General features: G+C 59.0%; 10 protein-coding genes. 4 read left to right on the top strand and 6 right to left on the bottom strand.

The window, feature by feature from the left end:
• Positions 1–407: 407 nt before the first annotated feature.
• On the bottom strand, positions 408–788 hold the full coding sequence (locus CIW50_RS22275; protein WP_149533371.1) for a hypothetical protein: 381 nt from the start codon (positions 786–788) through the stop codon (positions 408–410).
• A 151-nt stretch (positions 789–939) separates the two neighbouring features.
• Positions 940–1,338 (bottom strand): H-NS histone family protein, encoded by a 399-nt coding sequence (locus CIW50_RS22280; RefSeq protein ID WP_149533372.1) that lies wholly within the window; start codon positions 1,336–1,338, stop codon positions 940–942.
• Positions 1,339–1,839: 501 nt separating this feature from the next.
• On the opposite strand from CIW50_RS22280, the gene CIW50_RS22285 reads away from it, so the two are divergent.
• On the top strand, positions 1,840–2,217 hold the full coding sequence (locus CIW50_RS22285; RefSeq protein WP_149533373.1) for an H-NS histone family protein: 378 nt from the start codon (positions 1,840–1,842) through the stop codon (positions 2,215–2,217).
• Between the two features lie 335 nt (positions 2,218–2,552).
• Here CIW50_RS22285 and CIW50_RS22290 read toward each other — a convergent pair whose 3' ends face one another.
• The 4 genes from CIW50_RS22290 to CIW50_RS22310 form a co-directional block, all read right to left on the bottom strand.
• Entirely contained in the window at positions 2,553–4,010 is a 1,458-nt protein-coding gene (locus CIW50_RS22290) for an undecaprenyl-phosphate glucose phosphotransferase (protein WP_149533374.1), read from the bottom strand.
• Positions 4,011–4,142: 132 nt separating this feature from the next.
• On the bottom strand, positions 4,143–5,906 hold the full coding sequence (locus tag CIW50_RS22295; protein WP_246664404.1) for a hypothetical protein: 1,764 nt from the start codon (positions 5,904–5,906) through the stop codon (positions 4,143–4,145).
• A gap of 1,090 nt (positions 5,907–6,996) precedes the next feature.
• Positions 6,997–8,133: a polysaccharide biosynthesis/export family protein gene (locus tag CIW50_RS22305; protein ID WP_149533376.1), complete on the bottom strand. Its 1,137-nt coding sequence runs from the start codon at positions 8,131–8,133 to the stop codon at positions 6,997–6,999.
• Positions 8,134–8,381: 248 nt separating this feature from the next.
• The gene (locus CIW50_RS22310; protein WP_246664405.1) at positions 8,382–10,670 is read right to left on the bottom strand and encodes a polysaccharide biosynthesis tyrosine autokinase; all 2,289 of its coding nucleotides are present in this window, start codon (positions 10,668–10,670) and stop codon (positions 8,382–8,384) included.
• A 334-nt stretch (positions 10,671–11,004) separates the two neighbouring features.
• On the opposite strand from CIW50_RS22310, the gene rfbB reads away from it, so the two are divergent.
• From rfbB to CIW50_RS22325, 3 genes are all read left to right on the top strand, one after another.
• Positions 11,005–12,057: a dTDP-glucose 4,6-dehydratase gene (gene rfbB, locus CIW50_RS22315; protein ID WP_149533378.1), complete on the top strand. Its 1,053-nt coding sequence runs from the start codon at positions 11,005–11,007 to the stop codon at positions 12,055–12,057.
• A gap of 91 nt (positions 12,058–12,148) precedes the next feature.
• A complete protein-coding gene (rfbA, locus tag CIW50_RS22320) occupies positions 12,149–13,030 on the top strand; it encodes a glucose-1-phosphate thymidylyltransferase RfbA (RefSeq protein WP_149533379.1) in 882 nt (293 codons plus the stop codon).
• A gap of 175 nt (positions 13,031–13,205) precedes the next feature.
• A complete protein-coding gene (locus CIW50_RS22325; protein WP_149533380.1) occupies positions 13,206–14,516 on the top strand; it encodes a UDP-glucose dehydrogenase family protein in 1,311 nt (436 codons plus the stop codon).
• The last annotated feature ends 352 nt before the right edge of the window (positions 14,517–14,868 follow it).

A 14,868-nucleotide genomic window follows, 5' to 3' on the forward strand; every position in this document is an offset into this window, starting at 1 on the left:
GCCGTTCTGCTAAGCGGCGCTGTGCGGTGTGATCGCGCGGCAAACACCCGACATAGGGTGGCATCCGCCGGGCGTCCCGCGGCGCGCATCGTGCAATCGGCGGGAGGTGCCCGCATGGTCGTGCCGTGCATGGGCGCGAACTGAGCTTGCTGTCCCCGCGGATCATCCGAAGCTGCGACATCTAAGCCATGCTTTCCTCTTCTCACTGGCACGCCACGATCAACCATCGCGAGGATTTTTTTGAGCGCGGTATGAGCTGGATCTTTAGGCGGAGGCAGCCGCATGATTGAAGAGGGAATATCGGATCAAATCGATTGGGACGGATCAGCGCTTTACTTCGACGCACGGCTCGGCGGCGGGTATATTCGTTGCCGCGTGCCGCGACACACGATCGACGCGATCCGTCTCTACAGCGACGCAACAGAGCGCGGGATCGCATCAATCGCTTCCGCATTGTGTAGAATGTTGCGCCGTTTCATAGCGCGAGCGGGCGCCATGCTGGAGCTGCTTCCCGACGAAGTCCGCGCTTGATCGGACAGCAGGTGCATCTGAAATTGCTTCTCAGCATGCCGTACGCGAGATCCGGTCGTGTCGGTCACATATTCGTTAAAGGCCTGTCTTCTTTTGAAAGGATCATCTTCGCGCTGAACCTCTATAATCGTTAGGCCATCCACATGAATATCGCGCGAACTGAAATGGGGAGCACTGGCCGATGCCGACCAGTGAAACGCCCCCGATAGAATCGTGTTGCCTGCTTGCGGAAGGGTTGGCTCGCGTGCCGCAGCCATGCGACAAATTCGCTATCGATCGAGGCACGTATTGAAATCTACGATGACTTGATTAACGGCATGGGAGATCGACCAAAGTCTCAGGCGGCTATCGTCGGATTCGCACCGTGGGCGGACCAATGGCGCCCATCTACGCGGAGGAGCATAGCGCTCATCGCGACGTCGGCTCTTCATCAACTACCAGTTCATGAACACTGTCACCATCCTCTTTCTTGATCTTGAGTTCTTCCAGAACGTGGCCCTTTTGCAGCGCAACGATAAGCCAGCGAGGTTTCTTTCCCCGACCCGACCAGGTTTCATTCGGCGAGGAAGGATTGAAATACTTCGGCAGCACTTTGGGATATTTGCGGCGTGAAGGGCGGCTTCGAAGGTCACCGGCACGGCCCTCATTTCCGGAGGGGTCGGTTTGGTTCAGTATAGCGAGCCTCTTTTCCAGTTCGCGCTTCTCTCCGAGAATGCGATCTGACAGAATCTTCGTGAGCTCTTCATGGATTGTCCAGAGCTCGTCAAATTGCATAGCGTCCAAATCTGGCAGGTCTGGCTTGGACATTATTTTCTCAGCATCCTTAGTCGAAATGGATCAGCCCAAATCCGTGGACTGCATGGGTAAGGAAATGCACCCTCGGCTGCGCTCTGATCGAGCTAATCCGAGCTAATATTATAATAGCGTCGCATTTTAATATTATCTACACAGTTTTATTTATTTAATGAGATTTCTGTTATTTTATTTGGAATCGTATTCAGGCAATGTCTCAAGCAATTAACCAGCGCGCATCAAGCCGGACGGTTCGTCCAGCGACCAGGGTCCAGCCGCCAATTGTGCCCAGTCGCTTGGGCAGGCAGTTATACACACCGTAAGCCACAATGGTTTTCTGCATTTTTCGGGAAAGTTCAATGTTTCTCGATGGTTGGCTTAACTTCGATTATATTGCATAATCGCGGTACGATAATTCTCAATTTGGGCTTGTTAGACTCGGGGAATAGCCTTATTTCGGGGATTACTGTTCCCGTAACATGATGCTTTGCTGGATACCGAATTAGGGCGAATCCGATGTCGACTAAGAAACTAGAGCTGGAATCTATGTCGGTTGACGACCTGTGGTCGCTTCACGAAAAGATCAGCAGAATTTTGTCGGCTCGGATCACCTCTGAAAAGCAAGAACTTGAGAAGCGCCTCGCGGTTCTTAACCGTGGGCGAAATGCAATCAGCGGCGATTCGGTCGAGTCCTTTGATTCGCATGATAAAGTGAGGCGGAAATATCCGCGGGTGTTCCCCAAGTACCGGAATCCGGCCATACCGTCCGAGACTTGGTCCGGCCGGGGCAAGCAGCCGCGATGGTTGGTCGCGGCACTCAAGTCCGGTCGCAAGGTCGACGATTTCCGCATCCGTGAAGAAGCAAGTGCCAAAGGGCGCCGCCAGCGCGCCTGATGTGGTTGGCGTGTTCTTACGGCCATATCCAACGTTAACCATCCACTGAGTTTTCCGTCTACTTTTTTCAGAACGGACCTAAGTTTGCTTTGGTTCGTCACTGGAGAATGTGGATGGCTCAAACGGATTGGCACCGGCTTCGAATGGAATTGACGGCTCCTCGGGAGTGCGCATCCGCTGCGGAGGGTGGCAAGGGCGAGCCGGGCGATCGTCGATCGCGATCTATCCCTGATAGGGATAGCACCGACGCATTGCTTGAGCATATCGCTCTGGCGCTCGGCGATCGTGGTGATTTGTCTTCCTGAAGCCGGTTCGGCTTCATAAATCCCAGGCGCCTAGAGCGCATTTCGCCCACGGATCAGCTCGATCGGCGTCTGGAGGAGGATCACAAGGTCCAGACCCAGGCTCCAATTGTCGATATAGCGCAGATCCTGTTTCACGCGTCGTTCGATCGAAGCGGCCGTCGGCGTCGGGCCACGGAAGCCCTTGATCTGGGCGAGGCCGGTCAAACCGGGCTTCACTCTTCGCCGATAGGCATAGTTGCGGATCGCTTTGTCGAATTCATTGTCGTGGGCAATCGCGTGCGGTCGTGGCCCGACAACGGACATGCTGCCCTCGAGCACGTTGAGGAGCTGCGGAATCTCATCGACACTCGTTCTGCGCAGCCATCTGCCGAGACGCGTAAGTCGGGTGTCCTGGGCCTTCGCTTGGACGATGGTTGGTCCATCTTCAAGAACCGACATGGTTCGAAATTTGTAGATCGTGAATCGACGGCCATTGAACCCGCAGCGTTGCTGCTTGAATAGGACTGGACCGCGGGATTCGAGTTTGACGGCAATTGCGACGATTAGAAGCAAAGGCGACAGCACCGCAAGCACTGTGACTGACAGGCATATATCCAAGGTGCGTTTTGCGAACAGCTTCACCGGTGACAACGGCACATGCTGGAGTTCGACGCAATGCGCGCTACCAAGCTCCGTGGAGGGCCTGTAGAAGAGATCCGAGCTGGCTCCCGTCGGAACCAGCCTGACGCGCAGAGGCAGCACCCTGAGGCCCGCTACGGCACGCTTCAGACGCGACCAGTGGTCAGGGCTGACGCCAAAGAATATCTCGCGGATTTCGGTGTTGCGAGTGTGGTCGATGATCTTTTCGATCAGCTCTTCCTGCCGACGCTGGGACGAGCGGGACAGGGGCAGGGTAAAGTGTTTTTCGACAAAGAAACCGAGATCGCTCAGCGTGTTGACGAGGTCGCGGCCCGCTTCGTCCGTGATCAGGACAATCTTGCGGCCCGAGAAGCGCCGCTCCGCGAGGCCCTTTCGTAGCGCGTCGCGGAGCAGCACGCGTTGGCCGATCAAGGTTGTCAGCCCGACAGCCCCAAAGAGAAGGGCGAAATCCCAAGGGATTTCGCCCTTCATTTGTAGGGTGAAGGTGGTGGCGACGAGGAGCCCGAACACGCCGAGCCAGATTGCGCAGACAGCGCGAAACTGAGTGTGGAGTTCGAGCAGCGCCTTTGGCTGATACATGTTGAAGGATTTCGCAACTGCAGCGAACACGACCGAAGTCGGTAACGCCACGCCGGCCAGCCGTATGAGGTCCTGCGGCGTTCCGAGCAGAAGCATGTGCGCAAAAGCAGCAACAAAGCTCGCGATAAAGATCGTGGCGATATCAGCCAGCAGTGCCAGCAACTCGACTGAATCATATTGAACCGGCCACTTCTTGTCCCGGGGCGGGGTACTGGGAAGCCCACCAATGGGCGCGGCGTCGAACTCTAAGCGTCGCCTCAAGGAATGCATGACTGCCGCCGATTATTATAAAATTAACTATTAAATACAATTCTACGCGACGGTTTAATTTGCAAGAAGTTTATTAAATAGCTCGCGAGGTAAATTAAATGATTCTCTCGTAGGCGTGTCCGACGCGCGCGCCTAAGTTAGCTTGGCGCGGAGAACGATCAGATAGCCGGGGTCGACCGGGGTGACGGTCTGCTCGACCAGGCGCTTGCCAGCTGAGGACGCCGATCGATAGGCCGCGATCAGGGCAGGGCGCAGGTCAGGGGACCGCGCGAGCACGAACCGGATGTCGCGGCGTGCCATGTCAGCGAGTTCGTCGTCTCCGCCGATGTCTTTCGAGCGTAGCGCCTGTGCCAGTCGCAACGGCAGCAATCCGGCCCGATCGGGAGCGGTGTAGTAGGACATCTTCAGCAGCGCGCCGACATTGCAGGCCTGCATCTTCAATCGTTCGCAGGTGGAAGCTAACATCAGCCAGGCATCCCCGCGGTGAGGCGCGTAGTGCAAGGTCTTGAGCAGGCTCGTCGAGGTTCTGGCGCTTCGGTCGCCGCTTTCCTCAAGCTCCAAAGCCTGGTCGGTCCATAGCATGCTTGCGTAAGTGAATGCGCTCTCCGCCCACAGGTCACCGCGCACGACCGCCAGGACCGCAGATCTGTTTGCCCTCTCCTGATCTTGTCGCGCGACCGTGGCATGCCGCTGATCACTAGGGAGACCGATTTGGGCCGGGCGAGAAACTTCGGGCAACAGGACCCAGGCCCCATGTGCTGCCAGGAACAGTGCGAGCACCACCAATGCGCCATACGGGCGCCATTTGAACGAGCGGGGTTCGCGCCACTGTCGTGGGGCGGAGACGGCGGAAGCCGAGGATGTCTCGCCCTTGCTCTGTGCGACGGCAAGCCCGAGCGTGGCGCTCAGGATGACTGACGACGCAAGCGAGAGGCCGCCGCCGGTCGACGATGCCGAGATGAGCAGCGCGGCAATACAGCCGGCGCCCGCAGCGGAGTACACGAAGTCCCGGCCGCGTTGCAGAGCGCCTCTCAGCAGGAGGGCTGCCCATGTCGCGGCGATCAGGACGATTAACCACAGAAAGGGTCGACCCATTTCGATTGTCACCGTCGCGGCAGCCGAAGTGCCCACGGCAGGGGCCTCCGGCCAGTCGCCATAGATCGGCGCAAGCGCTGCAAGCGTTCCGGCGCCGACGCCAAGTGGCCTAGCGTCGTCGGTCATGCGAATGATCAGTTCGCTTTCGACGCGACCGGGCATGAATGCAATGAAGGTTGAGAGCGCAAGCGCGAGTACGGCGGCGGTTCCGGCTTGCCCCCAGGAACCGAGACGTCCTTTGCGAATGACAAGGACAGCCAGCAGGAGGCCCGCACCAAACAGGGCAGCAAAGAGTGCGACGGGATCTCCGCTGAGCACCACCGCAGCCAGATTGATGAGTGATGCTGCGAGTGTAGCCGCGGTCTCAATGGCAGCGGTTGCGACCGGCTTTCGGCTTTGCGATCGGCTTGGCCGCGACCGCTCATATCCCCGGACGATCGCGGCAGCGGTCAGAACGAAGCCGAATATGCTGATCGTCTCTGCGGCACTTTGCGCTGCGGGCGGAAGAAACGGAAAAGGCTCCGGCAGTGAAAATGAACTTGCGATCCGCTCCAGCGACACCAGCGTTGCGATTCCTGCCAGCGCCGACAAGAGCATTTCGGCGCGCCGACGATGTTGCCCGATGAGAACCGCGAGCAGGCCTACCGCGACGGTGCAGGTCAGGCGGCAAATTGCCAGCATGGTCATTCCGGTATCGATCGTGACGGAGCCGGACGGCTTTTCTCCCAGGGCTGCGGCGGCGCTGCTCCAGATCGGATTCATCAGCGGGCCGCCCGGCATGGGGACGATCTGCAGCAGCATGATGAGTAGGGCGCCAGCCAGCCCAGCCAGAATGACGGGACTTACAAGGCGCGGCAGTCTGGGGTGGTCCCCGAAAAGATTCGTCGCGGCCACAATGATGGTGCAAACCGCGGCGACGATCGAGACGATGCCGCCGGCAACGGCGCCCTGGAAAAACAGCAGCGCCGGGACGGAGCCGATCAGGCCGCAATACAGCAGAAACACAAAGGCCGCGCTCATGCCCGCTCCCTGAATCTAAAATGAGACTGACGGCGGATGTGCTCGCCACAATATTTAATAATTAAATTAATATAATACGAAATAATTGCGCCCGCAAATCCGGCAGACAATTCGTCCGCTCGGCAGGCAAAATGATAGCCTTGATCCGGAAGCGGCTCGGATCGAACTGTTCTGACACGCAGACGACGCGGGGCACATCGGGTGGACGAGTGATCTGGGGGATCGTACATAGGCTTAGGTCGGAAGCGCGCTGGCGGGATTGTCCCGACTGCGGACCCTGGCACGACGGTTTATAATTGCTTCAACCGCTGGAGCCGGCAAGGCATCTGGCGCGGCTGTTTGAGGCGCTGACCGGGCACAGCGGGGTTTGGGGCACGGTGGCGATTGACCCGCCCCATACCAAGGCGCACTGCGCAGCAGCCGGCGTAAAGGGGGTCTTCGCGCAAGCCATAGGCTCGTCGCGGGGCGGTCTCACCAGCAAGCTCTATGGATCGACCTTGGTCAGGGCCGGTCTCGTGTGTTGCTGATCTCGGCCGTCAATATCAATAATATGACGATGGCAGCGTCATGATCGGTGCTGCGGCGGGCCGGTTCGACCGGCTAATCGCCGACAAAAGCTATGATACCACTGCCATTCGCGCTGCCGTTGCGGCGCTCGAAGCAGAGGTGGTCATTCCCTCCACCTTGTCCAGACGCGCCAATCCCACGACCGCAACGCCTATCGCACACGTAACCTCGTCGAACGCCCTTGGCGCAGGCTCGAAGATTGGCGGCGCGTCGCCACACGCTACGACAAGATTGCCGTCCGCGACCTCTCCGGTGCCGTTAACGCTGCAATTGTCGTCTTCTGGTACAATTTGAGTCCGGAGCCTTAGCGTCCGCCGGTGATCGGGGTCGGCGTGGTGATAATCGTTGATGCACCGCCGTTGATCGCGGCCTTCAGAGCGTAACCGTTGGTCGCATAAAGGACCGGGTCGTTCGCTGTGGCCATGATGGTGCGCAAGAAGATCAGGAACTTGGTTGTTTCGACGGAAACTGCGTTCGAGACAAAGATCACGTCCTTATTCCGAATTTCCAAGGACTGGGTGAGGAAATACCCTCCAGGGTCCCGAAGATTGACGGAATAGATCACCGGCACAATGGGGCCTTCGAAACGGGAGACGTCGACGCCGATCTGGCGGGCGACCTCCTTTGTTTCACCCCGATAGAGGAATACCGAGCCCGGATCGGCCTGATTGTCGGTCAGGCCGCCAACTTTGCCCACCGCCTCGGCAAGAGAAATACGCCATGCATCAAACTTGAATTGCCCCTGATTTCCGGCGGCGCCGAAAGCGACAAAGGTTTGCGCCTCATTGTACAGATAGACGACGTCGGCGGGGAGCACGAAGATGTTGTTGGTAGGCTCATAGACGAGCGCACCAAACGGGACGCTCGCCCGATGACCCTGGCGCTCCAGCGTGACCCACATATCGTATCCCTGTGAAGCGGGACCTCCTGCGCGGGCGATCACGTCGACAATACGCTCTCCGGATGGGCTCGCCGGAAAACGGCCCGAAGCTTTCACATCGCCCAGCACGCTGATCAGCGACGTTCGCTGCTCAACTACGGATACCACGACCTGCGGTTCGATAGCGCGGTTCTTGAGCGCATCGACGATCGTGCGTTGAACTTCAGCGGGGGTACGGCCGCTCGCTCTAATCGGTCCGGCATAGGGAACAGTGATGTTGCCGCCGTCGTCAACTGCCTGGTTCGGAATGACGACAAAGTTGCCCGGCCGAACGCCGGCTTCGGCGGGAATGAACAGGCCGCCGGCGGCCGCCTCGAAAATCGTCACGCTGACGATGTCACCGATGCCAAAGCGGAAAGCCTTGGGCGGCGTCCGGTTAGCGAAGGCAGTGGACAGTCTTGGGGTGAACCGTCCCAATATCTGAACAACTTCGGGGGTCAGGCGCACAAACGCATAAGGGAGGCTATCGGGCTCGGCATTCTGGCCGGACCTGATATCCATGCCCTGTGGTCCGCTGGCCGGCATGATAGAACAGCCGCCGGCGACCAACGAAAGCGTTGCGATCGAAAGTATCGCCAGATGATGCCGAAAAATGTTCAGGAGAGCCCCCAGCTACGCGACTATTCGGAGCGTAGACTCGCATTCCTGGTTGATTCAAACCAGCTACTTATTGTTCGCTTTTAAATAGAGATTCGCAGTGTGGCCTCGCTGCCACATAAATTTAGCAAAATCCCCGTAGAATTACCGCCTTAGGTCTCCTGATCGACATAACCGTACCGGCCGTAGTGCTCGGTATTATAATAGTCACTGTGATAGCTGTCGTATCGCTTCAGCATGTTCATGTCGGTCTTGTTGAGCACCGCGCCGAGGATGGCCTCGCTTACATTCGGCGCCGTGTGCAACGCATGCTGGACCACGTCGATCTTGGTGCGGCCCCATTCCACTACCAGCACGAAACAATCCACCAGCGCCGTCGTCGCCCGGACGTCGACGATGGGGGCGAGCGGGGGCAGGTCAACGATGACATAGTCGTAGCTGGCCCTGAGCTTATCGAACAGCGCCCTGGTCGGCTCTGCCGAGAGCAGCTCGCTGGTGTGAAACAGCGGGCCCTTCTTGGCGATGGGCAGCAAAGTCAGCCCGGTGCTCTTGTCGTGCCAGGTGACCTCGTCGAGCTGCTTGGCGCCGGAGATGATCTCGATCAAGCCGCTGGTGGCCGTCGGCGCGAGGTTCGTGGATAACGACGGGTTGCGCAGGTCGCAATCCACCACGATGACGCGCTTTCCGGCATGGGCGATCAGCTGGGCGAGGGAGGCGGCGATAGTCGATTTGCCTTCATTTGGTAGCGACGATGTGATGCCGACGATCTTGTTCGACGAGAGGCTCTGGTTGAGGTCGATCGCCAGTTTGACGGCACGGATGGACTCGGCAAAGCGCGACAGCGGCATCGTTGTCGCGGCCCAATAGGCGGCGGAGCGCCGCGAGATCATGCGGCTATCGTTGCCGGACGCAGGCAGGCTCGCCGATGCGGGCGGCGTAAGGTCCTTGAGCAGCGGCACCAGCGACAGGCAGGGGAGGCGTAACGCGGACTCCAACTGGTTCGAGGTGCGGAACACGCGGTCCATGACGTCGCGCAGCAGGCCAAGGCCGACGCCGAGACCTATGCCCGCCGCAAGACCCATGGCGAGGATAAGCGACGATTTCGGCTTGCTCTTGCTGGGCGGCGGCGACGCCGAGGCGATGATGCGGGCGTTGGCGCTCGGGAACGACTCCTGCTGCACCGAGCCCATGTAGCGCTGCAAGAAACTATCATAGAGGCTGCGATAGCTCTTCGCGCTGGTCTCGAGCTCGCGCATGGTCAGCTCTGCGGAATTGGAGCCGCGCGAACGCGACACGGCAGATGCGAGCTGGTCCTCGATCTGCTTTTGCTTTTGCTTGGCAACCTCGTAGTCGCTGCGGCTGGTTTCCGCGAGGCGGCGGACTTCGTCCACGATCGAGGTGCGGATGTCGCGCATGCGGTTACGCAGGTTGATGACGGCGAGGTGGCTCTTGCCGAAGCGCACTGACCAGTCGGCTTCGCGTCGCGCAAGGTCGAGATATTGCTGGCGGAGCGTGTTGATGATGCCGCTGGCCAGCACCTCCGAGCCCGGCGCATCGATCCCGGTGAGGCTCAAGCTGTCCGGTAAGATGGCGTGTATCACCTCGTCAAACCGGTTCAGTCGCGCCATGCTGTCCGACGTCAGGGCACGGGCCGCGACGAGCCGGCTGTTGAGTTCGGCGATCTGCTGGTCGTCGATCAGCTTGCCGTCGCTGACGACGATGTTGTTCTCCGCCTTGAAGGCGTTGACGGCGCGTTCGGCGCTCAGGGCCTGCTGGCCGAGTTCGCGCAGCCGGTCCTGCAGCCAGGCGGTGGCGTTCTTGTTCGCCTCAAATTTTGCGTTCAACTGGTCGAGTATATAGGTGTCGGCTACGGCATTGGCGATTTCCGCCGCCCGCACGGCGGTGCTGGCATTGTAGCTTAGCTCGATCACATTGCTCATGCCCACGCGCGTGGCGGCGAGGCGGTCCCCAAAAGCGAGCGCAAGTTGGTCAGCGGTGGCTGCCTTGTCTGCGTTCTCGTCCAGCGGCGCCATGGACAGCCAGTTGCGCACCTTGCGGAAGAAAGCATGCATGCGGGCCGAAGAGGGCTTGAACTCGGCGTCGTCATAAAGCTTCAGCTTCTGAATGACCGATATCGCCACGGCCTTGGATTTCAAGACCTGAAGCTGGGTCTCGATCTGCACGGAATCGATATTGGCCTCGGCCAGCAACGACTGCTGCTGGATGAACGGAGCCTTCTCGTTGATGAGCAGGATCTTGACCTGCCCGGTGTAGGTGGGGGTCGCCGTCTTCAGATAGATGCCGGCAATGGTGACCGTCAGGATCGTGGAGAAGATGATGACGGCGTATTGGCGTCTGAGCACGCCAGCAACGAATTCGACTAACTTTCCAACGCCGCCGCCGTCGCCGTCGCCGCTGGGAGCGCCGTCGAACAGCGGCATTATCCGTTCTGTCTGCAGAATATTGCTTTGTAGCATCGAAAGCCCACCAAGTCCCTGAAGTGTGTCGGGCAGGAATACGCGTTCATGTCAAATATACCGGCGCCGCCAACCGGCACTCGGTTGCTTGTGCATTTAATATCATTATTTTCGATAAAGAAAGTGGTTGCTTAAATTAAATATTTATAGTTTAATTCGGAGGTTGCGAGTGGCGCTTGGCCGATTTTCTTTTGCTCCTACCTACCTGTTTTATCGACATAATCTGGCTTGGCTGCTTTGCGGGGGCGTGTCGTGATGATTTTGTGGGCATCCGCTCAAATTAAAAATGAGGCGTTGCATGCGTGTATTGGTAACAGGCGGTGCCGGGTTTATCGGTTCGGCCGTATGTCGTCAGCTCGTGCTGGAGCATCGCGCGGACGTCATAAATATCGACAAGCTGACCTATGCATCTAATCTGCGGTCGCTCGACCCGGTCGCGGGCCATCCCGGCTACAGTTTTCAGCGCCTCGACATCTGTGACCGTCACGGAATGGACCGGGTGCTTGCGAGCTATCAGCCCGACGCGGTCATTCACCTCGCTGCAGAGAGCCATGTCGACCGCTCGATCGCGGGGCCGTCGGAATTCATCCAGACGAATGTAGTCGGCACCTATACGCTGCTTGAGGCCGCGCGGGAATACGTCTCGGGCCTGCAAGGCGAGCGTCGGGCGAATTTCCGCTTCATCCATGTCTCAACCGACGAGGTATACGGATCCCTAGGCGAGACAGGGCTGTTCGTCGAGGAAACACCCTACGCGCCAAGCTCGCCTTATTCAGCGAGCAAGGCTGCGTCTGACCACCTCGCTCACGCCTGGTACACGACCTACGGCCTGCCGGTGATCGTCTCGAATTGCTCGAACAACTACGGGCCCTATCAGTTTCCCGAAAAGCTGATCCCGCTGATGATCCTCAATGCCATCGAAGGGCGGCCGCTGCCGGTCTACGGGACGGGTGCGAATGTCCGCGACTGGCTCTACGTGGAGGATCACGCAGAGGGGTTGATCCGCCTGCTGACCCACGGCCGGGCCGGCGAGAGCTACAATTTCGGTGGCAACAGCGAGCGCAGTAATCTCGATGTCGTGAACCGCGTCAGCGAAATCTACGACGAGATCGCAGTGCCGGCGCTGCCGACCAGCTCGCTGATCACCTTCGTGCAGGATCGTCCGGGCCACGACCTGCGCTATGCCATCGACGCCGGCAAGGCCAATCGCGAACTTGGCTGGAAGCCGCGCAAGACCTTCGAGGAAGGGCTGCGGGCGACGGTCGCGTGGTACGTGGACAATAGCGCGTGGTGGGCCATGCTGCGCTCCGACGTCTATGACGGCAAGCGGCTCGGCCTGCTCAGCGCATGATTTTTCATTGTCGCGTCGATGCAAAACGCCTGGGCGCCATGCCCGCGCGGCGGCGGACTGACGCCTGACTCAAAGGAACGGAGAGTTGAACATGCTGAAGGGTATTGTGCTGGCCGGCGGCAGCGGAACGCGCCTCTACCCGATCACGCTTGGTGTGAGCAAGCAGCTTCTGCCGATCTACGACAAACCGATGATTTATTATCCGCTGTCGACGCTGATGCTGGCGGGGATCAAGGACATCCTCATCATCACAACTCCTGCCGACCGCAGTCAATTCGAGCGACTATTAGGCGATGGCGGCCAGTGGGGTATTCGGCTTAGCTATGCGGAGCAGCCGAAACCCTCTGGCCTCGCGGAAGCCTTTATCATCGGTCGAGACTTCATCGGATCGGACAGGGTAGCTCTTGTTCTGGGCGACAACATTTTCTTCGGCCATGGCTTGCCAGAACTGTTGGCGCGCGCGGCGGGCCGCGAGCGCGGAGCCACAGTCTTCGCCTATCATGTACGGGACCCCGAGCGATATGGCGTGGTCACCTTTGACACGAACGATCGACCGGTAACGGTTGAAGAGAAACCTGTCGTGCCAAAATCCAACTGGGCGGTCACGGGCCTGTATTTCTTCGACAATGATGTCGTCCGCTACGCTGCTGACGTCAAGCCATCCGCGCGTGGTGAGCTTGAGATCACGGATCTGCAGATGCGCTACCTTTCGGCTGGTGCTCTTCAGGTCGAGCGCATGGGGCGAGGCTTTGCTTGGCTGGATACGGGCACGTTTCAGTCGCTGATCGAAGCGGGCAGTTTTGTTCAGACGCTCGAGACACGGCAGGGTATGAAGGTGGCCTGTCTTGAGGAAATCGCTTTCCGGCAAGGCTTTATCCGGCGCAATCATCTGCTGGAATTGGCGCAAGGTCTGGAGAAGAGTGGTTATGGAGCCTATCTGCGCGATCTCGCCCATACCGTCGATCCGGTGTGATGCGCTTCCACTCAGGAAATGGACTTTCTAGCTCGCCATTATTCACCGCTCGGCTGTCAACGGGCGATTTCACCGCCTCGGCGAGCCGACATAGATCAAAAGTGATTATGGGGATCTGATCGTCTTTCATGTCGAGCAATTTACTCCTTGCTACCTCTCACAACAGGCTCTTTCCATGCATATCGCCATGATCGGCACCGGTTACGTCGGCCTTGTGTCCGGCGCCTGCTTCGCCGATTTCGGCCACCACGTGATCTGCGTGGACAAGGACGACACCAAGATTGACGCTCTGCTCCGTGGCGAAATCCCGATCTTCGAGCCTGGCCTCGACGCACTGGTGGCCGGCAATGTGAAAAGCGGCCGGCTCGGCTTCAGTCTCGACCTCAGTGAAGCGGTGAAGACGGCGGATGCCGTGTTCATTGCGGTCGGCACCCCGTCCCGCCGCGGGGACGGCCACGCCGATCTCAGCTACGTGCACGCCGCCGCGCGCGAGATCGCCGCCAACCTGCGCGATTTCACCGTCGTCATCACCAAGTCGACCGTGCCTGTCGGCACCGGCGACGATGTGGAACGCATCATCAGGGAAACCAATCCGGACGCCGACGTGGCCGTGGCATCCAATCCGGAGTTCCTGCGCGAGGGCGCGGCGATCCGCGACTTCAAGCATCCCGACCGCATTGTCGTCGGCACCGACGACGAGCGCGCACGCACGGTGATCTCCGAGATCTATCGCCCGCTTTATCTCAATCAGGCGCCGATCATGTATACGGGCCGGCGTACCGCCGAGCTGATCAAATACGCCGCCAACGCGTTTCTTGCGACCAAGATCACCTTCATCAATGAAATCGCCGATCTGGCCGAGCGGACCGGCGCGGATGTCCAGGACGTCGCGCGCGGCATCGGTCTCGACAACCGCATCGGCGCGAAGTTCCTGCATGCGGGTCCCGGCTTCGGCGGCTCGTGCTTTCCGAAGGACACCCGCGCGCTGGTGAAGACCGGACAGGACTACGACGCGCCGCTTCGGATCGTCGAGGCGGTCCTCACCGTCAACGACAACCGCAAGCGCGCGATGGCCCGCAAGGTGTCGGCCGCGCTCGGCGGCAATCTGCGCGGCAAGACCGTCGGCGTGCTCGGGCTGACATTTAAACCGAACACCGACGACATGCGCGAGGCGCCGTCGATCCCGCTGATCACCGCGTTGCAGGATCTCGGCGCGACCGTGCAGGCCTACGATCCCGTCGGCATGGAACAGGCGAGGCACGAACTTCCGGATATCACCTATTGCGACGATGCCTATGCCTGCGCCACCGGCGCCGACGCGCTCGTGATCGTGACCGAATGGGAGCAGTTCCGCGCGCTCGACCTCGCGCAGGTGAAGGCGAAGATGAAGCAGCCGGTCATCGTCGACCTGCGCAACATTTACCGGCCTGAGGAGATGGAAAAGGCCGGCTTCACTTATGAGAGCGTCGGACGCGCAAAGAACTAGCTCAATCCTGCAGCCCGGATAGAGCGCGGCACAATCCTGACGCTTCCCGTAAACACCGCTAACCGTGAGTGGCGTTTTGCTACGCCAGGACTACCAGCGGCGCCATTAAGCACTCCTATTTAATTTTATTTATTCGATTGACCTCAGAATTAATATTTGATTATTTATTCAACTCGGAGTTTGTTTTTTTTCTACAGCTTGCAAAGCTTTTCCCATGCCGAAACGGACAGCGATTTCACTGCGGGAAACCACGATTCCACATGGCGACGGTGGAAATTGTCTATATAACTCAGAGGTATACGGCGAGGCAGTTGAGCTTTCGGAGTTTGTTGGGCATGGCATTCGTCACGCG

Source organism: Tardiphaga sp. P9-11 (assembly GCF_008329525.1).
GTDB lineage: Bacteria > Pseudomonadota > Alphaproteobacteria > Rhizobiales > Xanthobacteraceae > Tardiphaga.

Coding starts and splice junctions, on each gene's coding strand:
- CIW50_RS22290 (WP_149533374.1), bottom strand. CDS start 4,010: ATGCATTCCTTGAGGCGACGCTTAGAGTTCGACGCCGCGCCCATTGGT.
- CIW50_RS22280 (WP_149533372.1), bottom strand. CDS start 1,338: ATGTCCAAGCCAGACCTGCCAGATTTGGACGCTATGCAATTTGACGAG.
- rfbA (WP_149533379.1), top strand. CDS start 12,149: ATGCTGAAGGGTATTGTGCTGGCCGGCGGCAGCGGAACGCGCCTCTAC.
- CIW50_RS22310 (WP_246664405.1), bottom strand. CDS start 10,670: ATGCCGCTGTTCGACGGCGCTCCCAGCGGCGACGGCGACGGCGGCGGC.
- CIW50_RS22325 (WP_149533380.1), top strand. CDS start 13,206: ATGCATATCGCCATGATCGGCACCGGTTACGTCGGCCTTGTGTCCGGC.
- CIW50_RS22285 (WP_149533373.1), top strand. CDS start 1,840: ATGTCGACTAAGAAACTAGAGCTGGAATCTATGTCGGTTGACGACCTG.
- CIW50_RS22275 (WP_149533371.1), bottom strand. CDS start 788: ATGGCTGCGGCACGCGAGCCAACCCTTCCGCAAGCAGGCAACACGATT.
- rfbB (WP_149533378.1), top strand. CDS start 11,005: ATGCGTGTATTGGTAACAGGCGGTGCCGGGTTTATCGGTTCGGCCGTA.
- CIW50_RS22305 (WP_149533376.1), bottom strand. CDS start 8,133: ATGGATATCAGGTCCGGCCAGAATGCCGAGCCCGATAGCCTCCCTTAT.
- CIW50_RS22295 (WP_246664404.1), bottom strand. CDS start 5,906: ATGCTGCTGCAGATCGTCCCCATGCCGGGCGGCCCGCTGATGAATCCG.